At 63.7% G+C, this 18,617-nt stretch carries 18 protein-coding genes; 14 read left to right on the top strand and 4 right to left on the bottom strand.

Features of this window, described 5'->3' with window-relative positions:
- The first annotated feature begins 88 nt into the window (after positions 1-88).
- Entirely contained in the window at positions 89-1,675 is a 1,587-nt protein-coding gene (locus GGD65_RS34250) for a GMC family oxidoreductase (RefSeq protein WP_183238112.1), read from the top strand.
- A gap of 71 nt (positions 1,676-1,746) precedes the next feature.
- Here the strand turns inward: GGD65_RS34250 and GGD65_RS34245 are convergent, their stop codons facing one another.
- Positions 1,747-2,508, bottom strand: a complete 762-nt coding sequence (locus tag GGD65_RS34245) for an SDR family oxidoreductase (protein ID WP_028140629.1) — start codon at positions 2,506-2,508, stop codon at positions 1,747-1,749.
- Positions 2,509-2,615: 107 nt separating this feature from the next.
- On the opposite strand from GGD65_RS34245, the gene GGD65_RS34240 reads away from it, so the two are divergent.
- Positions 2,616-3,128 carry a CvpA family protein gene (locus GGD65_RS34240; protein WP_183238111.1) on the top strand — a complete coding sequence of 171 codons (513 nt, stop codon included), beginning with the start codon at positions 2,616-2,618 and terminating at the stop codon, positions 3,126-3,128.
- A 202-nt stretch (positions 3,129-3,330) separates the two neighbouring features.
- Positions 3,331-4,113 carry an SDR family oxidoreductase gene (locus GGD65_RS34235; RefSeq protein WP_018321389.1) on the top strand — a complete coding sequence of 261 codons (783 nt, stop codon included), beginning with the start codon at positions 3,331-3,333 and terminating at the stop codon, positions 4,111-4,113.
- A 150-nt stretch (positions 4,114-4,263) separates the two neighbouring features.
- On the opposite strand, the gene GGD65_RS34230 is transcribed toward GGD65_RS34235, so the two are convergent.
- Positions 4,264-4,740, bottom strand: a complete 477-nt coding sequence (locus GGD65_RS34230; RefSeq protein ID WP_183238110.1) for a DUF3775 domain-containing protein — start codon at positions 4,738-4,740, stop codon at positions 4,264-4,266.
- Positions 4,741-4,867: 127 nt separating this feature from the next.
- Here GGD65_RS34230 and GGD65_RS34225 point away from each other — a divergent pair, with 127 nt between their 5' ends.
- The 9 genes from GGD65_RS34225 to GGD65_RS34185 all read left to right on the top strand — a co-directional run bounded on the left by GGD65_RS34225 (position 4,868) and on the right by GGD65_RS34185 (position 14,645).
- Positions 4,868-5,716 (top strand): MBL fold metallo-hydrolase, encoded by an 849-nt coding sequence (locus GGD65_RS34225; protein ID WP_183238109.1) that lies wholly within the window; start codon positions 4,868-4,870, stop codon positions 5,714-5,716.
- Positions 5,717-5,957: 241 nt separating this feature from the next.
- Complete coding sequence (locus GGD65_RS34220; protein ID WP_183238108.1) at positions 5,958-6,800, top strand: fumarylacetoacetate hydrolase family protein; 843 nt, start codon at positions 5,958-5,960, stop codon at positions 6,798-6,800.
- Positions 6,801-6,985: 185 nt separating this feature from the next.
- Positions 6,986-7,597 carry a glutathione S-transferase family protein gene (locus GGD65_RS34215; protein WP_092254243.1) on the top strand — a complete coding sequence of 204 codons (612 nt, stop codon included), beginning with the start codon at positions 6,986-6,988 and terminating at the stop codon, positions 7,595-7,597.
- Between the two features lie 104 nt (positions 7,598-7,701).
- Positions 7,702-8,568: an MBL fold metallo-hydrolase gene (locus tag GGD65_RS34210; RefSeq protein ID WP_183238107.1), complete on the top strand. Its 867-nt coding sequence runs from the start codon at positions 7,702-7,704 to the stop codon at positions 8,566-8,568.
- 115 nt (positions 8,569-8,683) lie between these two features.
- Positions 8,684-9,838 (top strand): alpha/beta fold hydrolase, encoded by a 1,155-nt coding sequence (locus tag GGD65_RS34205; RefSeq protein WP_183238106.1) that lies wholly within the window; start codon positions 8,684-8,686, stop codon positions 9,836-9,838.
- A 62-nt stretch (positions 9,839-9,900) separates the two neighbouring features.
- Positions 9,901-10,872 carry an iron exporter MbfA gene (mbfA, locus tag GGD65_RS34200; protein ID WP_018321384.1) on the top strand — a complete coding sequence of 324 codons (972 nt, stop codon included), beginning with the start codon at positions 9,901-9,903 and terminating at the stop codon, positions 10,870-10,872.
- Positions 10,873-10,991: 119 nt separating this feature from the next.
- Entirely contained in the window at positions 10,992-12,464 is a 1,473-nt protein-coding gene (locus GGD65_RS34195) for an amidase (RefSeq protein ID WP_183238105.1), read from the top strand.
- A gap of 188 nt (positions 12,465-12,652) precedes the next feature.
- Positions 12,653-13,006: a nuclear transport factor 2 family protein gene (locus GGD65_RS34190; protein WP_183238104.1), complete on the top strand. Its 354-nt coding sequence runs from the start codon at positions 12,653-12,655 to the stop codon at positions 13,004-13,006.
- A gap of 388 nt (positions 13,007-13,394) precedes the next feature.
- Positions 13,395-14,645 (top strand): hypothetical protein, encoded by a 1,251-nt coding sequence (locus tag GGD65_RS34185; protein WP_312017763.1) that lies wholly within the window; start codon positions 13,395-13,397, stop codon positions 14,643-14,645.
- Between the two features lie 33 nt (positions 14,646-14,678).
- Here GGD65_RS34185 and GGD65_RS34180 read toward each other — a convergent pair whose 3' ends face one another.
- Both GGD65_RS34180 and GGD65_RS34175 read right to left on the bottom strand, forming a co-directional pair.
- Positions 14,679-15,767, bottom strand: a complete 1,089-nt coding sequence (locus GGD65_RS34180) for a Zn-dependent alcohol dehydrogenase (RefSeq protein WP_028140641.1) — start codon at positions 15,765-15,767, stop codon at positions 14,679-14,681.
- A 45-nt stretch (positions 15,768-15,812) separates the two neighbouring features.
- Positions 15,813-17,597 (bottom strand): acyl-CoA dehydrogenase family protein, encoded by a 1,785-nt coding sequence (locus GGD65_RS34175; protein WP_183238102.1) that lies wholly within the window; start codon positions 17,595-17,597, stop codon positions 15,813-15,815.
- Here GGD65_RS34175 and GGD65_RS34170 point away from each other — a divergent pair.
- Positions 17,590-17,760 (top strand): hypothetical protein, encoded by a 171-nt coding sequence (locus GGD65_RS34170; protein ID WP_157644434.1) that lies wholly within the window; start codon positions 17,590-17,592, stop codon positions 17,758-17,760. The two genes, GGD65_RS34175 and GGD65_RS34170, sit on opposite strands and share 8 nt — an antisense overlap.
- 69 nt (positions 17,761-17,829) lie before the next feature.
- Entirely contained in the window at positions 17,830-18,531 is a 702-nt protein-coding gene (locus GGD65_RS34165; RefSeq protein WP_092254227.1) for an SDR family NAD(P)-dependent oxidoreductase, read from the top strand.
- The last annotated feature ends 86 nt before the right edge of the window (positions 18,532-18,617 follow it).

The following is an 18,617-nucleotide window of genomic DNA, read 5'->3' as shown; positions in this document are numbered from 1 at the left end:
CGTTCCGGGGCGCGAAGCGAACCCGGAACCTCGAGATTCCGGGTTCGATGCTCCGCATCGCCCCGGAATGACAATGACGGGGGAACAAGTGACCGATACATTCGATTTCGTCGTCGTGGGCGCGGGCTCCGGCGGCTGCACAATTGCTGGGCGGCTGTCGGAGGATGCGGCGACGTCCGTGGCGTTGCTCGATGCGGGCGGGACGAACGACAATTGGCGCATCACCACACCGTTTGGGCTCGCCCTGCCCTACAAAACGGCCAACTGGGCCTTCGACACGGTGCCGCAGAAGGGACTGAACGGCCGCATCGGCTATCAGCCGCGCGGCAAGGGCCTCGGCGGCTCCTCGGCGATCAACGCCATGGTCTACATCCGCGGCCACAAATGGGACTACGACCACTGGGCTTCGCTCGGCAATGCCGGCTGGTCGTATGCGGACGTGCTGCCCTATTTCAAGCGCTCGGAGAACAATTCCGATTTCGACGGCGAGTATCACGGCAAGGGCGGCCCACTGCATGTCAACCGGCTCCGCGCGGACAATCCGATCCATGATATCTTCCATCAGGCCGCACGCGAGGCGCAGTTCCGCATTCGCGAGGACTTCAACGGTGAGGATCACGAAGGGCTCGGCAGCTATCAGGTGACGCAGCACAATGGCGAACGCTGGAGCGCGGCGCGCGCCTATGTGCACCCCCACATCGACAAGCGCACAAATCTGCGCGTCGAGACGGGGGCACACGCCACGAAAATCCTGTTCGAAGGGGCGCGCGCCGTCGGCATCGAATATGTGCAGGGCAAGCAGACCAAGCAGCTGCGCGCGCGCCGCGAGGTGATCCTTGCCGGCGGCGCCTTCCAGTCACCGCAATTGCTGATGCTGTCGGGCATCGGCGATGGCGATGCGCTTCGAACGCACGGCATTGGCGTGCTCCATCATCTGCCCGGCGTCGGGCGCAATCTGCAGGACCACCCGGATTTCGTGTTCGTCTACGCCTCCGACTATCCGCACTTCGTTCATGCCTCGCTCGGCCGGTTGCCGTCCCTGCTCCGTGCCATCCAGCGCTATCGCCGTGAACGGCGCGGCCTGATGACCACCAATTTCGCCGAGTGCGGCGGCTTTTTGAAAACCCGGCCTGACCTTGACGTACCGGACATCCAACTTCACTTCGTCATCGCGATGCTCGACGACCACGGCCGCAAGAAGCACAAGGAGGCGGGCTTCTCGTGCCATGTCTGCCTGCTGCGGCCGAAGAGCCGCGGCAGCGTGTCGCTGAAGAGCGCCGATCCGCTCGCAGCGCCCATGATCGATCCGATTTTTTTGGGCGAAGCGGAGGATCTCGATACGATGGTCGCGGGCTTCAAGACCACGCGGCGGCTGATGGAGACGCCGGCGCTGCGCGCGCTGCAGAAGAAGGACATGTTCACGTCCGACGTGCGAACCGACGACGACATCCGCAACATTTTGCGCAATCGCGTCGATACCGTCTATCACCCCGTCGGCACCTGCAAGATGGGGACGGATGCGTTGGCCGTGGTCGATCCGGCACTGAAGGTACACGGCGTCGAGGCCTTGCGCGTCGTCGACGCCTCGATCATGCCGACGCTGATCGGCGGCAACACCAATGCGCCGACCATCATGATCGGGGAGAAGGCGGCGGATATGATCCGAACGGGTTAGTCGGCAGCTGCGGTTATGTATCCCGGATCTGCGCGCGCTTGAGACGCGCTTGTCCGGGACGACGGTGGGACTTAGTTCAACAGGAAACCACCGTCGACGGTAATCACACTCCCCGTCATGTACCGCGACGCCTGTGACGCCAGCAGCAGAATCGCGCCGTCGAGATCGGACTCGGCGCCGACACGGCGCTGCGGGATGCGCTTGGCCAGGCGCTCGCCTGCGGGGGTCGACCAGAAGGCGTGGTTCATCTCGGTGTCGATATAGCCGGGCGCGAGCGCGTTGATGCGGATGTTCTGGCCGGCGAGCTCCAGCGCCATCGCCTTGGTGGCCTGGATGATGCCGGCCTTGGAGATCGCGTAAGGCGACACCGCCTTCAGGACGCCGGTGCCGAGCACGGAGGCGATGTTGACGATGTTGCCTGACTGCTTGCGCGCGATCATGCGCCGCGCGACTTCCGTCGCGAGGAAATAGGCGCCCTTGAGATTTGCGCCAATCACCGCGTCCCAATCCGCTTCGGTCTGCTCGGTGGCGAGCTTCTCGATGGCGATGCCGGCATTGTTGATCAGCACCGTGACGGGACCGAGCGCAGCCTCTGCCGCATCGACGGCCCGCGCGATCGAGGCGGTGTCGGTGACGTCGAGCGCGACCGCGGCGGCGCGGCCGCCCTTGCCGCGGATTTCCTCCTCCAGGCTCTTCAGCTTGTCGGCCTGACGCGCCGCGAGCGCGACGGCCGCCCCGTGAGCGGCGAGCACCCGGGCAAATTGCCGCCCCAGCCCCTGGCTCGCGCCCGTGACGAGGATGGTTTCTTTACTGACGTCGAATAGGCCTGACATTGGCGTAACCCTCGAGCTTTTGGAGCCATCAATACAGACGATTTTAGCGATCTGAAACCGGAATGATCGGTCCGGCGTTCATTCGTTCCATTGAGGCAGGTTTGCTCATGAACAATTTCGATCTCGCCGTCTATGCCGCGCTCGCCATCGCGGCCGGCTTCGGCTTCAGGACCGGCCTGCTCCGCAGCGCCATGACCATCCTCGCCTATCTCCTCGCTGCGCCGATCGCGGTCGCGCTGATGCCGCTGATCGCGCCGCAAATCGCCGGCAATCCGAATGCGCCTCTGCTGCAGAACTGGATCTGGCTGTTCGGCATCTTCGTGGTGGTCGGCGTGCTGTTCGGCTATATCGGCCGCCTGGTGCTGAACGACACCATCCGCGACGCCGGTATCGGCGACCGGCTCGGCGGCGCCGCGCTCGGCGCCATCAGGGTCGGTCTCGTCGCCACCACGCTGGTCCTGGTGTTCGACCAGATCGTGCCGGCCAACAAACAGCCGCCGTTTCTCGCCGGCTCGCATCTGCGGCCGCTGTTCTCGACGGCGGGTCAGATGGGCTTCAAATCGCTGCCCCCGGAAGCGAGCTCCGCGATCGACCGCCTCAAGCAGGAGCGGCGCATCTGACGCGCGAGAAGATCGCGCCTTTGTTGTTTGGGCATGATCTTTTCGGAAAATCGATACGCACTTTTCCGGATCATGCCTGCGCATTTGCATCGCCGCGCGGACGCGCTATGCATTTTGATGCGAGCCCATGCCTTATCAGCGGCACCGATGTTGGCTAGAATAGCGGCATCCAAAACCTGCCTGACATTACGGGAGTGAAACAGTGGATCTTGGGATCAAAGGTCGCCGCGCCATCGTCTGCGCATCCAGCAAGGGTCTCGGGCGCGCCTGCGCCATCTCGCTGGCTGATGCCGGCGTTGACGTCACGCTGACCGCGCGCGGCGCGGAAGCTTTGAAGAAAACGGCGGACGAGATCCGAAAAGCCTATCCTGATGTGAAGGTCACCGAGATCGTCGGCGACATCACGACGCCGGCTGGGCGCGAAGCCGTGCTGAAGGCCTGCCCCGAGCCCGACATCCTGATCAACAATGCCGGCGGCCCACCGCCCGGCGATTTCCGCAACTGGACCCGCGACGACTGGATCAAGGCGATCGACGCCAACATGCTGACGCCGATCGAGCTGATCAAGGCGACCGTGGACGGCATGATGGCGCGCAAGTTCGGCCGCATCGTCAACATCACCTCGGCCGCGGTGAAGGCGCCGATCGACATCCTCGGCCTCTCCAACGGCGCGCGCGCCGGCCTCACCGGCTTCATCGCCGGCCTGTCGCGCAAGACCGTGATCAACAACGTCACCATCAATGGCCTGCTGCCCGGCCCGTTCGAGACGGATCGCCTGACCGGTACCGCAAAGGCCGAGGCCGACAAGCGCGGCGTCTCGGCCGAGCAGATCCTGACCGAGCGCGCCAAGCTCAACCCCGCCGGCCGCTTCGGCCAGCCCGACGAATTCGGCTATGCCTGCGCCTTCCTGTGCGGCGCCAAGGCCGGCTTCATTACGGGGCAGAACATCCTCCTGGATGGCGGCGCGTTTCCGGGGACGTTGTAACTTATCATCGCATCCGCAGCGGCGCATTCCACGAAAGATCGTCGTGCCCGGGCTTGTCCCGGGCATCCACGTTCTTTGTTCGGCAAAGTAAGACGTGGATGGCCGGGTCAAGCCCGGCCATGACGATGTGGAGGCGTCAGAGCCCGATCATCACCGCTGCTTCGTCGGCTCGTCTTCGTCCTGCTGGCTCGGACCAGACGAGTCGGCCGTCGTGCGCTCGTTGGTCCAGTCGATGCCGAATTCGTCGAGACCATCGGCGAGCAGATCGCCCAGCATCGGCTCGCCAAGCAGATAATGCACGGTTTCGCGGCGCGGGCTGCGATATTCGGTGCGCGCCTCCACCGCGCGGGCGCGCAAATCGTCCCACTCGTCAATCGTGCCGTCACCGCGACCGAGCCATGTCAGCGCGACGAGATCGAGCTGTTCGTCCTCGTTCAGGGCGATCATGAAGCTTCCAAGTTCTTGGACGACCGGATCGGAGCCGTCATCCTCGAGAACATCGAGCGCGTCGTCATCGCTCGCGTTCGAGCCGGAATCCGGATCGGAATCGCCCTCCTTGACGTCGAATTCACGCGCCTTCTCGATGATGAAGGCGACCTTCTCCGCGGAAATCGCAAGCTCTGGCATGGCTTCCTCTTCGGCTTTTTCCTGGGGTTCCCGCGATAACGCCGCACCGCGTCAGATGATCCATTGCGCTTGATGGCGGAAACGGCGCATCTTTCGGCATCAAGGCAAGAACATGGGAAGGCGCCGGATGCAGTGGAAGGTCGGCCAAGTCAAAATCACCAAGATTGTGGAGCTGGAGACGGTCGGCTCGACCCGCTTCATCCTGCCGCTCGCGAGCAACGCAGAGGTTCAGAAGCTGCCCTGGCTGATCCCGCATTTTGCCACCGAAGAGGGCCGGCTGAAAATGTCGATCCATTCGCTGGTGGTGGAGACGCCTTCGCGCCGCATCGTTGTCGATACGGGCCTCGGCAACGACAAGCAGGGCCGCAATGTTCCGACCTGGAACAACCGCACCACGCCGTTCCTGGCGACGATGATGGCGGCGGGCTTTGCGCCCGACAGCATCGACACGGTGCTATGCACGCATCTTCATGTCGATCATGTCGGCTGGAATACGCGGCTGGTCGACGGCCGGTGGGTGCCGACATTTGCCAAGGCACGCTACGTCTTCGGCAAGACCGAATACGAGCATTGGCTGGAACATTCGACCGAGCCGGACAAGCGGGCCGTGTTCGAGGATTCCGTGAAGCCGATCGTCGATGCCGGCCGGGCCGATCTGATCCCGAGCGATCACCAGCTGTGCGAGGAGATCAGCATGATCCCGACCCCCGGCCACAGTCCCGGCCATATGAGCATTCTCATCCGATCGGATGGCGAACAGGGTCTGCTCACGGGTGACGTCGCCCATCACCCTTGCCAGATGGCACATCTCGACTGGTCCTCGACGGCCGATTCCGACCAGAGCCAATCCGCAAAGACACGGCGCGAATTGTTCGGCCGCTTTGCCGACACGCCGACGCTGATGATCGGCGGGCACTTTTCGGCCGGGCATATCAGGCGGGATGGAGAGGCATTCAGGTTTTTGGCGCTAGCCTAAGTCTCGTGCCCCGGATGCTGCGCAGCACGAAGTGATGCGCTGCTAAGCCCGGGCCCATGTATCTGGGTCCCGGCTCTGCGTCGCGTCATTTCATGCCGCGCCGCGTCCGGGACACAAGAGCGCCGTCCGCCCATCGAATCCAGAGGGCTGCAATGCGCCCCGCTCTGGGCGGTTGAATTTCCCGCCGCCCTGTTCCATGAAGCTGTTTAACCGATCGGTCCATTCCTAGGGAGAAACGAGAATGAAGCTTGTTCGTTATGGCGAAAAGGGTGCGGAAAAGCCCGGCCTGATCGACAAATCCGGCCAGTTGCGCGACTTGTCGGCGCATCTGAAGGACCTCACCGGCGAGGCCTATTCGCCCGAGAGCCTGAAGAAGCTGGCGGCGCTCGACCCCACCTCGCTGCCCGCGGTCTCCGGCAAGCCGCGGTTCGGCGCGCCCGTCACCGGCATCTCGAAATTCGTCGCGATCGGCCTCAACTACTCCGACCATGCCAAGGAGACCGGCGCCGATATCCCGAGCGAGCCGATCATCTTCATGAAGGCAAACACATCGCTGTCCGGCCCGAACGATGCGGTCGAAAAGCCGCGCGGCTCGACCAAGCTCGACTGGGAGGTCGAGATCGCCGCGATCATCGGCACCCGTGCGAAATATGTCTCGGAAGCCGACGCGCTAAATTATGTCGCCGGCTACTGCGTCTGCAACGACGTCTCCGAGCGCGCCTTCCAGATCGAGCGCCTCGGACAGTGGACCAAGGGCAAGTCGCACGACACGTTCGGCCCGCTCGGTCCGTGGCTCGCAACCAAGGACGAGATCAAGGACGTTCAGAACCTGTCGATGTGGCTGGATGTCAACGGCCAGCGCCGCCAGACCGGCTCGACCAAGACCATGATCTTCTCCATGGCCAAGTGCATCTCCTATGTCTCGCAGTTCATGACGCTGCTGCCCGGCGACGTCATCACGACCGGCACCCCGCCCGGCGTCGGCCTCGGCATGAAGCCGCCGACCTTCCTCAATGTCGGCGACGTCGTCAGCCTCGGCATCGAGGGTCTCGGCGAGCAGAGGCAGGAGATTATCGCGGCGTAAGCCGCCGCCCTCATCCTGAGGAGCGCGCAACGCGCGCGTCTCGAAGGATGCGCCACAAGCACGGTTGCCCGGCGTTCGCGCGCCGGGCAACGAGAGAGCGTCCCTCGTTGTCCACCTTCGAGACGCGCGCCAAGAGGCGCGCTCCTCAGGGTGAGGACTGTGTGCCTGGATAGAGGTTATTTCCAATGAAGCTCACCTTCTCCCCCGCCTCGCCCTTCGCCCGCAAGGTGCGCATCGCTGCGATCGAGCTCGGGTTGATCGACAAGATCGAGCTCGTGCCCGCAAGCGTCGCACCGGGCACGGCCAATGAGGACTATTCGAAGATCACGCCGCTGAAGAAGCTGCCGGTGCTGATCACCAATGATGGCGACGTCATCCTGGATTCCTACGTCATCGTCGAATATCTCAACGAGATAGCCGGCGGCAGCCTGATCCCGGATTATGGCCCGCGGCGCTGGAAGGCCAAGACCAATCACTCGCTGATCAACGGCATGCTCGATTCCATGCTGCTGTGCCGCTACGAGAAGATGGTGCGGCCGCAGGGCCTGCAATGGCAGGCGTGGTCGGACGACCATTGGAACCGCGCCTGGACCGGCATGGCGCGCTTCGAGAACATGCCCGAAGTCCTCAATGGTCCCTTCGACATCTCGCAGATCGGCCTCGTTTGCGTGCTCGGCTATGCCGATTTCCGCTTCGCCGATTGCGGCTGGCGCAAGGCCTATCCGAAGCTCGACGCCTTCCACCAGAAGATGTTGGAGCGGCCCTCCGTGAAGATCTCGGTGCCGCCGGCCAGCTAAAGCGCGATGATCGTCATCGCGCTTTAGCTTGATTGTCTGGGCATGATCCTGTCGGAAAACCGCTGCACACTTTTCCGGAATCATGCTGTACAACCGGAGTTCTCATGAGCCTGAAGTTCTCGGTCGGCGATCTCACCATCCATCGCGTCATCGAGCAGGAAACCTCGTTCGTCCCGGCGCTGGAGATGCTGCCGGGATTGACGGCGGAGGTGCTGGCCGAGAATCGGGCATGGATGCGCGAGAACAAGGCGCTGGATGACCAGGACGTGCTGCTCCTGTGCTTTCAGTCCTATGTGGTGAAGACGCCCCATCACACCATCCTGGTCGACAGCTGCATCGGCAACGACAAGCCGCGGCCTCGGCCGAAATGGAACATGAAGACCGACGACACCTATCTGCGCGGGCTGGGCGCCGCCGGATTTGCGGTCGAGGACATCGACTTCGTGATGTGCACGCATCTGCACGTCGATCACGTCGGCTGGAACACGCGGCTGGAGAACGGCCGCTGGGTGCCGACCTTCCCCAAGGCACGCTACGTCTTCGCCAGGCAGGAATACGACCACTGGTTCGCGGAGAATGCGAAGACGGAGATTCCGCCCTTCGCCGACAGCGTGCTGCCGGTGGTCGAGGCTAACAGGCACGAGCTCGTCGGCAACGATCATGAGATCGGCGATCACGTCCGCATCCTGCCGACGCCGGGCCATACGCCGGGTCATATCGCCATCACGATGGGCCGCGGCAAGGACGATGCCGTGTTCTCCGGCGATCTCATGCACTCGCCGCTGCAGACGCTTTATCCGGAGCTGTCGATCAAGTTCGACGTCGATCCGGTCGCGGCAGCGAAAACGCGCCGCAGCTTCCTGGAACGCTATTGCGACACCGACACGCTGTGCTGTACCGCGCATTTCCCCTCGCCCTCGGTGGGGAAGATCCGGCGCAAGGGCAGTGCATTCGTGTGCGCGGCTGTTTAGCGAGATGCCGTAGGGTGGGCAAAGGCGCGCGCTTCGCGCGCCGTGCCCACCACTCTTTATGGTGGGCACGCTCCGCTTTGCCCACCCTACGATTCCACCCGAGTGGAGAGACACGATGACTGCACTCCCCGACATCCCCCTGCCCGCCGGAATCCGCTCGCGTTATGTCGACGGCATCAACGGCTTGCGCATGCATGTGCTGGAGGCCGGGTTCGAGACCAGGGGACGGCCATGCGTCCTCTTGCTGCACGGTTTCCCCGAGCTCGCCTTCTCCTGGCGCAAGGTGATGCCGACGCTGGCTGCGGCCGGCTATCACGTGATCGCGCCGGACCAGCGCGGCTATGGCCGCACCACGGGATGGCGCGCGGAATACGACGGCGATCTCGCGCCCTTCTCGCTCTTCAACCTGGTGCGCGATGCGCTCGCTCTGGTGTCGGCGTTCGGTTACAAGCAGGTCGATGTGGTCGGGCACGATTTCGGCAGCCCGGTCGCATCCTGGTGCGCGCTGATAAGGCCTGATGTGTTTCGTTCGGTGACGATGATGAGCGCGCCGTTCGGCGGGCCGCCGCCCCTGCCCTTCAATACGGTCGACACACCGGCAAAGCCGCCCGCCGAAGACCCCGTGCATCGCGAGCTCGCCGCGCTGCCGCGGCCGCGCAAGCACTATCAATGGTACTATTCGACACGCGAGGCGAACGCCGACATGCAGCACGCGCCGCAGGGCGTCCATGATTTCCTGCGCGCCTATTATCATCACAAGAGCGCGGACTGGACCGACAACAAGCCGTATCCGCTGTCATCGTGGTCGGCGAACGAGTTGGCAAAGCTGCCGACCTACTATGTGATGGACCTGAACCAGACCATGGCCGAGACGGTGGCGAAGGAAATGCCCTCACCCGCCGCGATCGCCGCCAACCAATGGCTGCCGGACAGCGACCTCGCCTATTACAGCGCCGAGTATGGCCGCACCGGATTCCAGGGCGGGCTGCAATGGTATCGCTACGGCACGTCGGGCATGCTCAACAGCGAGATGCAGCTGTTTTCAGGACGCAGCATCGACGTGCCCTCATGCTTCATCTCGGGCAAGCAGGATTGGGGCACTTATCAGCGTCCGGGCGTGCTCGAGGCGATGCAGGGGCGCGGCTGCACAAGGATGCTCGGCTGCCATCTCGTCGACGGCGCCGGCCATTGGGTGCAGCAGGAGCAGCCCGCCGCGGTGAGCCGGCTGCTGCTGGACTTCCTGGCCAAGGCCCGGCAAGGCCTGATTTGACCCGGGAACCCAGGCCCCTTATATAGTTTAGAATAATTCTAAACTGCTGATACAGGGCCACCGTGAAGAATTTTGCCGATCTGACCGAGCGCGAGGTGCTTGCGGTCGCGATCTCCTCCGAGGAGGAGGACAGCCGCATCTACATGACCTTCGCCGAGGACCTCCGCGAGCGTTACCCGGACACGGCAAAAATCTTCGAGGAGATGGCCGAGGAAGAGCGCGGCCACCGGCACATGTTGCTGGAATTATACGAGCAGCGCTTCGGCAAGCATCTGCCGCCGATCCGGCGCGAGGACGTCAAGGGATTCCTGCGCCGCCGCCCAGTCTGGCTCACCAAGAACCTGTCGCTCGACGCCATCCGCAGGGAAGTCGAGACCATGGAGATGCAGGCGGAGCGCTTCTACGTGAAGGCCGCCGAACAGGCCCAGGACGTCGGCGTGCGCCGCCTGCTCGGCGATCTCGCCGAAGCCGAGAAAGGTCACGAGGAGACCGCCGCAAAGCTGACAGGCGAGATCCTGAATTCCGACGTCCGCGCCGAGGAGGATCGCACCAACCGCCGCATGTTCGTGCTGCAATATGTGCAGCCGGGCCTCGCCGGATTGATGGACGGATCGGTCTCGACGCTGGCGCCGCTGTTCGCGGCGGCCTTCGCCACCCACCAGAACTGGCAAACGTTTCTTGTGGGCCTCGCCGCATCGATCGGCGCCGGCATCAGCATGGGCTTTGCCGAGGCGCTGTCCGACGACGGATCGCTCACGGGGCGCGGCTCGCCCTGGCTGCGCGGCATCACCTGCGGCGCGATGACGACGCTCGGCGGGCTCGGCCATACCGCGCCCTATCTGGTGCCGGATCATTGGGCCAATGCGTTCTGGATCGCAACCGCGGTCGCCTGCGTCGTCGTGTTCTTCGAATTGTGGGCGATCGCCTTCATTCGCTCGCGCTATATGGACACGCCGTTCCTCCAGGCCGTGTTCCAGATCGTGCTCGGCGGCGCGATCGTGCTCGCGGTCGGCGTGTTGATCGGGGCGGCGTAAGCCCCAACCCTCGCTGTCATGCCCCCGGCTTAACCGGGCATCAATCGCGATCAAACGGCGGTTGCAGCATTCGGGCAAACTGCGCATCATCCTCCGACAACAAGAGCAGGAGAAGCGCCGTGGCCAGATCGGAATGGAGTTTCAAGAGCGCGGTCGAGCTGTCGGCCGCATTGACCGCAAAGAAGGTCTCCGCGGTCGAGCTTACACAGGATGCCATCGACCGCATCGAGCGTCACGACGGCAAGGTCAATGCGATCTGCGTGCGGGATTTTGATCGCGCCCGCAGTGCGGCACGCGAGGCGGATGTGGCGCTGGCGCGCGGCGAGAAAAAACCGCTGCTCGGAATTCCGGTGACGGTGAAAGAATCCTTCAACATCGCGGGCCTGCCCACAACTTGGGGCTGGACGCCGCAAAAGGATTTCAAGCCAACGGAAGACGCGCTGTCGATCTCCCGGGTGAAGAACGCCGGCGGCGTCATTCTCGGCAAGACCAATGTTCCCGTGGGCCTGGGGGACTGGCAGAGCTACAACGACATCTACGGCACGACGAACAATCCATACGATCTCGGCCGCACGCCCGGCGGCTCATCAGGCGGCTCGTCGGCAGCGCTTGCGGCCGGCTACGGACCGCTCTCGCTCGGATCCGACATCGGCGGCTCGCTGCGCGTGCCGGCATTCCATTGCGGCGTCTATGCGCACAAGCCGACATACAATCTCTGTCCCACGCGCGGCCATACGCCGCCGCCATTTCCTGCGGTCCCGATGGAACGCGATATGGCGGTGATCGGCCCGATGGCCCGGAGTGCAGCCGATCTGACGCTGCTGCTGGACGTGATGGCCGGTCCCGATCCGGTCGACCTCGGCATCGGATACAAGCTGGCGCTGCCGGACGCACGCCACGACAGGCTGAAGGATTTCCGCCTGCTCGTGATCGACAGCCATCCGTTGCTGCCTGCGAATGCCGACATTCGCGGCGCGATCGAGACGCTGGCCGGGCGATTGACGGCCGCCGGCGCGACCGTCGCGCGCGAAAGCCCGCTGTTTCCGGAGTTCCGGGAGGCCTCGCGTCTCTACATGCGTATGCTGATGAGCTTCCTGGGCGCGTTCTTCCCTCCCGACGTTCTCGCCGGCGCGCGGGCCGGCGCGGCGCAACTCTCGCCGGACGACAAGAGCCTTGCGGCCGAGCGGCTGCGCGGCATGACCTCGAGCCATCAGGCCTGGGTGTTCGACGAAGGCGCGCGCGCCGGTCTGCGCGCGCAGTGGCGGCAATTGTTCAGGTCATTCGATGCGGTGATCTGTCCGATCATGCCGACCCCCGCCTATCCGCATGATCATTCGCCGGAGCAGGAGAAGCGTCGGATCAATATCGACGGCAAGGACCATGTTTATCCGGACCAGCTTGCCTGGCCCGGCATCGCCACGCTGACGGGCTTGCCGGCCACGGCCGTTCCGCTCGGCCTGTCGAAGGATGGTCTGCCGGTCGGCGTCCAGATCATCGGCCCCTTCCTCGAAGACCGTACGCCGCTCAAGCTCGCTGAACTGATCGAGCGTGAGTTCGGCGGGTTCACGCCGCCGCCATTATTCAATGACTAGTTCTTCCCGTCATTGCGAGCGAAGCGAAGCAATTCAGGATTTTTCGAGGCGACAGTCCGGATTGCTCCGTCGCCAGCGCAAAATTGCTTCGCAATTTTGTCGCGGGCTCCTCGCGATGACGGAGGACGACAACGTCGCGATTTTGGGCTCGCGCGTCGGGCGCCCCGGATTGACGGAAAGGAAGCACCATGAGCCAGGACCTCGACCAACTGACCGCCCTCAACCGTGACTACGTTGCGTCCGTGCAGAACTGCGACGTCAAGCGTTTCGACGAAATCCTGGCTGCGGAGTTTTATTGCTCCAATCCCGACAAGACGCTGGTCGACCGTGCCGCCTTCCTGGAGCAGACGGCGCGGCCGATCGCTATCCGGAACTTGAAAGAGCGCGACGTCGTCATCCGCATCATGGGCGACTTCGCCGTCATCCACGCCGCGACGAGCTACACCACGGCGGATGGCCAGCAGGCGACGGGGCGCTACACCGATTGCTGGGCGAAGCAAAATGGCAAGTGGCTCGCGGTGTCGGCACACGTGTCGCGGTGAGGGGGCACGATGCCGTTCCCCCTCGGGCCGCGGGTCATTCGACGACTGCCATAAAGAAATCGCTAACCAAACAATCTTTTCCCGAGCAATGGGCAAACCGCTCATCTGAGATTTATCCAGCTGGCAATCGTTCGCCCGTCAAAATTGCAGGCGACGAGAGGTCCCCTTAGGGCATCGATCTCGAGCATGTCACGAGGACGCGCTGCGAAGCTCGGAGTGTTTCTGAGCCCCGGCGAGGCTACTGCTCAAATCCGGCGAGAGTGATTGCGTGACAAACGATACAATCGAGATAGGCGCGCTCCGCGACCCCTATCATCGCGTCAATCCAGACGAGACGCTGCCCGAGAGATGGCGGATTCCGATCGCCATAGCGATCGGGTGCGGGCTCGTGGGCCTTGTGCTCCGTTACCTCGCGCGGGAACACGCGACCGCTGACGCCGCCGAGTACATCACCTGGTATACGTTCGCTCGAGATCACGGCATTGGCGGGCTGGCCGAGGCTTTCACCAACTACACGCCGTTTTACAGCTACCTGCTGCTGATCGCCACGCAGTTCGATTGGCTAGGCCAACCGCTTTCTCTCGTGAAGATGATCTCGACCATATTCGAGTTCGGCTGCGCGATCGTCGTGGCCCAGATGGTCTGGCGCGCGACGAGCGTGCCATTGCGCGCGTCCCTGGCCTTCTGCGCGGTGTGGCTTGCGCCGACAGTGCTCTTCAATGGCGCAATGTGGGGACAGGCCGATTCGATCTGGACCTTCTTCGCGCTGATTTCCGTGGCGATGTTCATGCGGGACCGAAACGGCGTCGTGCCGTTCGCAGTGGCCTGCTCGGTGAAAGCCCAAGGCGTCTTCCTGGGGCCGTTCGTGCTGGGAATGATCCTGCGCCGCAGGATCCACCTGGCATGGCTTGCCGCTATTCCGGCAGCCTATGCGATCCTCGCCATTCCGGTTCTCATCGCCGGCAGGTCCCTGGTCTCCGTATTCGGGATCTATCTCGGCCAAGCCAACACATTTCATCACCTGACCATGAATGCAGCGAATATCTGGGTGTTCGCGGGAGGAACGCCGTACACGGTCGGCGTCGCCGCCGGCCTCGTGCTCGCGGCGGCGAGCGGGCTTGCCCTATCGATCTTCATCGCACAGTCCAGGCGGACGGGGCCGGAGTTCATTCTGCTCGTCGCGTGCGTATCGCTCATCCTCATGCCGTATTTGCTTCCGAAGATGCACGAGCGCTATTTCTACGGGTTCGAGCTTGCGGCGATCGCCCTGGCCTGCCTCAATCTGCGCTATCTGCCGTTCGCGGTGATTGCCCAAGTCGATGGCGTGCTATCCTACCTCGCATTCGAGAGCGAGATCGTCATGGGCCTGTTGCCGGCGGCGCTCTGCAACACCCTTCTCGTGTTCTACCTCGTGCTCGATCTCCGCCACGGCGAACGTGGATTTCGCCTTCCGAGGTTTGCCTGGCTTGGCTTCACCGCGTCGACCGCGGGATTGTTCTCCTATCTGCTGTTCGCGGGTCCCGGCTTGAACGTATCCCTCGCGTATATGCTCGTCGCGGGTCTCGCCACGGCCATGACGCTGCTTCTCGTCAAGGAGACACGTTGCGCCTCGGCCGACGGTCCGACCGCGTCGCGTTGACTCGATTTTCGAGCGACGACGGCGTCCGTGGCGCTAGCTGTCGAACACGATCACGCTGCGCAGCGTCTTGCCGGCTTTCATGTTGGCAAAACCCTCGTTGATCTCGGACAGCTTCAATTTCGCCGAGATCCAGTCCTCCAGATGCAGCCGTCCGCGCAGGTAGAAGTCAACCAGGCGCGGCATGTCGACGCGAAAATGGTTCGACCCCATCGAGGAGCCCTGGATCCGGCGCTCGCGCAGGAAATCGAAACCGTGCAGTTCGATCTTCTGGCCGAACGGGATCATGCCGACGATGGTGGCGGTGCCGCCGGAAGCGAGCATGCCGAACGCCTGCTCGGCTGTCTCCTTGCGGCCGAGCACCTCGAAGGAATGATGCACGCCGCCATTGGTGAGATCGCGCACCTGCTTCACGACGTCGCCGTCGGCGGGATTGATGATGTCGGTCGCACCCAGCTTGGTCGCCAGTTGGAGCTTGGCCGGATTGGTGTCGATGGCGATGATGCGGCCGGCGCCGGCGATCTGCGCGCCGTTGATCGCGGCCATGCCGACGCCGCCGCAACCGATCACCGCCACGGTCTCGCCGGCCGTCACCTTCGCGGTATTCACCACCGCGCCATAGCCGGTGATGACGCCGCAGCCGATCAGCGCGGCGAGATCGAGCGGCATTTCTTTACGGATTTTGACGATGGCGTTCTCGTGCACCAGCATCTGTTCGGCAAAGGACGAGAGATTGAGGAACTGGTGCAGCTTCTCAGGCTTGGACCACTGCATCCGGTTTGAGGCCCCCGGCAGCAACTTCACGGTGGTGTCGGTGCAGAGGACGGTGCGGCCCGTGGTGCAGTTATCGCAGGTGCCGCAGAACACCGACAGGCAAGTGACGACGTGGTCACCCGGCTTGACGTAAGTGACATCGGAGCCGACCTGCTCGACGACGCCAGCGGACTCGTGGCCGAGCACCGCGGGCAGCGGATGCGGATAGAGCCCTTCCATGAAATGCAGGTCGGAGTGGCAGAGCCCAGCGACCGTGGTGCGGATCAGGACTTCGCGCGGTCCCGGCTTCGGCAGGCTGACGTCCTCGATGACGAGCGGCTGGTTGACTTCATAGAGGACGGCGGCCTTCATCGAGCTCTCCCTGTCGCGTTTCTTGGTTTGATCGTGGCGTGCAGCCTACGCTGCCAGAACCAGTTCGCCAACCTCGCTCATGCTGGCTGAGCTGTCGCCGAGCAGCAGCGCGGCGATCCTGGCTTGCGTCGCATTTTCCGTCAGCCGGAACGGATCGCTTGGCGCCACCCGATGATCGATCACCAGCCGCGACAACAGCAACCGGCGCGCATCGCCGCGCATCTCGTGGATACGATGTGCCTCCCAGGCGAGCGCGACCGCGCTGGCGACATGATAGAGCAGGCTCGTTGCACGACGCGCATCCGCTTCGTTCTCGGATTTCCCCGCGACCTCTCGCGCAAAACCCACCGCACGATCGACGAGGCCACGTAGATTGTCGCGCCAGGCCTGCGGCACGGATGCACTGTCATCGAGCCGCGCATGCAGATCGGCTGACAGCGCGGATTCCGCGCCATGGCGACCGACTGCGCGCCGGAGCGCATCGATCGCGACGATGTTGCCGGTGCCTTCCCAGACCGAGCCGAGATGCGCATCGCGCAGCAGACGCGGCGTCGCGAATTCCTCGATATAGCCGATGCCGCCGCGCATCTCGAGCGCATCGCCGCAGACCTTGCGCGCATCGCGCGTGGCGCGGAATTTCAGCGTCGGGGTGAGTATCCGCAATAGCGCCGCCGCATCCTGGCTGCCGGCCTCGGCGCGGTCGAGCGCGTCCGCAGTGAGGAAGCTCATCGACAGCGCCTGCTCGACCGGCAGCATGATCTTCAGCATCTGCCGTCGGCCGAGCGGCAGGTCGATGATGCGATTTCCGAACACGACCCGATTTGTCGCAACCGTCATCGCGTCGTGATAGGCGCGGCGCATCAGCGCGGTGGATTTGACGCCATTGGAGAGCCGCGACGAATTCACCATCTCGGCCATCTGCACGAAGCCGCGGTCGAGCTTGCCGACCGCATAGGCGATCGCGCCTTCCAGCTTGATCTCTCCCGAGGCCATCGAGCGTGTGCCGAGCTTGTCCTTCAGACGCACGATCCGGTAGTGGTTCTGCGAGCCGTCGTCGAGGAAGCGCGGCATCAGGAACAGGCCGACGCCGCGCGTGCCGGGGCCGGCGCCTTCGGGCCGTGCCAGCAGCATCACCACCTTGGCGTCCGCATTCGAGCAGAACCATTTCTCGCCATAGAGGCGCCAATGGTCGCCCTCCTGCACCGCGCGCGTGGTCAGCGTGCCGACGTCGGAGCCGCCTTCCTTCTCGGTCATGAACTGGCCGCCTTGCGTCAGCTTGCTCATGTCGGTCTGGGTCAGGCCGTCCAGATATTTCGCCTTCAGCGCCTCGCTGCCGAAATTCGCCAGCAGCTTTGCGCAGCCGTCGGTGACGTTGATCGGACAACCCATGCCGAATTCGGTCTGGTTGAACAGGAAAGTAAAGGCATGTTTGGCCACCACGGGATATTTGTCCGGCCAGCCCATGATGCCCTTGCGGATCGAGAGCGCGTGGATGCCGAACTCGCCGAACGCCGCGTTCTCCAATTCGCGATAGGCCGGGTGATATTCGATCCACTGCACGTCGCGGCCGAACTTGTCGCGCTGGTGTAGCACCGGTGTATGACGGTCGGCGAGCCGCGCGCAGTCGTCGAGCCGGCCGCCGGCGAGTTCGCCGAGACGATCGAGATGCGGCTCGATATGGCGGAACAGATTTTCCGGGAGATGGATGCGGAGCAGGTCGGTCAGCGCGGGATCGGCGCGGTAGAAATTCATCCCCGTGGTGTCGGGCGCCAGCAGTCCGGATGATGCGGCCACGACATTCTTCGGCTGCGCTGGGGCCGGCTTGGGCATGATCGTCCTCTTGGTTTCCGTCGTGCGGACATTTTGCGCTGATTTGGCGCTTGCCGCTTGGGATGATGTCGATCATGCTCCAGCGGCGGATGCGGATAAAGCCGCAAATCGTCAGGGCGGCATGATCGCCGCGAGGGAGCAAACTCGCCCTGCGGAATTGTGAACGTCCCGGCTGTTTGTCCGCGCGGACCATGCATAGATCAACGGCTTCCCGTCTGCGAGAGATCACGCCATGGAACATCCGAAATACAAGATCGCCCTCATCGTCGGTGCCGGCGAAGGCCTGAGCGCTTCGCTGGCGCGCTTGCTGGCTGCGCAAGGCATTCGCGTCGCGCTGGCGGCGCGCAAGATCGAGAAGCTGGGCGCGCTCTGTAGCGAGACCGGTGCGAAGGCCTATGCCTGCAACGCGGCGGATCCGGAGGAGGTCGAGCGGCTGTTTGGCCTGGTCGAGCGCGAGATCGGCACGCCCGACCTCGTGGTCTACAATGCCAGCGGCCGCACCCGCGGGCCGTTCGTCGACCTCGTCCCTGCCGACGTCGCCAACGCGATCGCGGTCAGCGCCTATGGCGGTTTTCTGGTTGCGCAACAGGCTGCAAAACGCATGCTGCCGAACAAGCACGGCGCGATCCTGTTCACCGGCGCCTCCGCCAGCGTCAAGGGCTACGCGCAGTCGGCCTCGTTCGCGATGGGCAAGTTTGCGCTACGCGGCCTCGCGCAGAGCCTGGCGCGCGAATTGTCGCCGCAAGGCATTCATGTCGCGCATTTCGTGATCGACGGCGGCATCCGTAGCGCGGCGCGGACGGAAGCCGAAGACAAGCCGGATTCGATGCTCGATCCCGACGCGATCGCGCAGAGCTATTGGAACGTGTTGCAGCAGCCGCGCAGCGCCTGGAGCTGGGAGCTCGAGCTGCGGCCCTGGGTCGAGAAGTTCTAGGGCGAGATGCCGTAGGGTGGGCAAAGGCGCAACGCGCCGTGCCCACCATCTCGGCGCGAAAAGCAATGGTGGGCACGCTTCGCTTT

Origin of the sequence: Bradyrhizobium sp. CIR18 (assembly GCF_014198295.1) — a bacterium.
Lineage (GTDB): Bacteria > Pseudomonadota > Alphaproteobacteria > Rhizobiales > Xanthobacteraceae > Bradyrhizobium.
Note: the sequence above shows the minus strand (reverse complement) of the source record. Positions and strands in the feature narration are given on the sequence as shown.

Bases quoted from the DNA above. Each gene is read 5' to 3' on its own strand.
- GGD65_RS34190 (WP_183238104.1), top strand. From the start codon at position 12,653: ATGAGCCAGGACCTCGACCAACTGACCGCCCTCAACCGTGACTACGTT.
- GGD65_RS34230 (WP_183238110.1), bottom strand. From the start codon at position 4,740: ATGCCAGAGCTTGCGATTTCCGCGGAGAAGGTCGCCTTCATCATCGAG.
- GGD65_RS34165 (WP_092254227.1), top strand. From the start codon at position 17,830: ATGGAACATCCGAAATACAAGATCGCCCTCATCGTCGGTGCCGGCGAA.
- GGD65_RS34220 (WP_183238108.1), top strand. From the start codon at position 5,958: ATGAAGCTTGTTCGTTATGGCGAAAAGGGTGCGGAAAAGCCCGGCCTG.
- GGD65_RS34205 (WP_183238106.1), top strand. From the start codon at position 8,684: ATGACTGCACTCCCCGACATCCCCCTGCCCGCCGGAATCCGCTCGCGT.
- GGD65_RS34225 (WP_183238109.1), top strand. From the start codon at position 4,868: ATGCAGTGGAAGGTCGGCCAAGTCAAAATCACCAAGATTGTGGAGCTG.
- GGD65_RS34180 (WP_028140641.1), bottom strand. From the start codon at position 15,767: ATGAAGGCCGCCGTCCTCTATGAAGTCAACCAGCCGCTCGTCATCGAG.
- GGD65_RS34210 (WP_183238107.1), top strand. From the start codon at position 7,702: ATGAGCCTGAAGTTCTCGGTCGGCGATCTCACCATCCATCGCGTCATC.
- GGD65_RS34245 (WP_028140629.1), bottom strand. From the start codon at position 2,508: ATGTCAGGCCTATTCGACGTCAGTAAAGAAACCATCCTCGTCACGGGC.
- GGD65_RS34175 (WP_183238102.1), bottom strand. From the start codon at position 17,597: ATGCCCAAGCCGGCCCCAGCGCAGCCGAAGAATGTCGTGGCCGCATCA.
- GGD65_RS34240 (WP_183238111.1), top strand. From the start codon at position 2,616: ATGAACAATTTCGATCTCGCCGTCTATGCCGCGCTCGCCATCGCGGCC.
- GGD65_RS34215 (WP_092254243.1), top strand. From the start codon at position 6,986: ATGAAGCTCACCTTCTCCCCCGCCTCGCCCTTCGCCCGCAAGGTGCGC.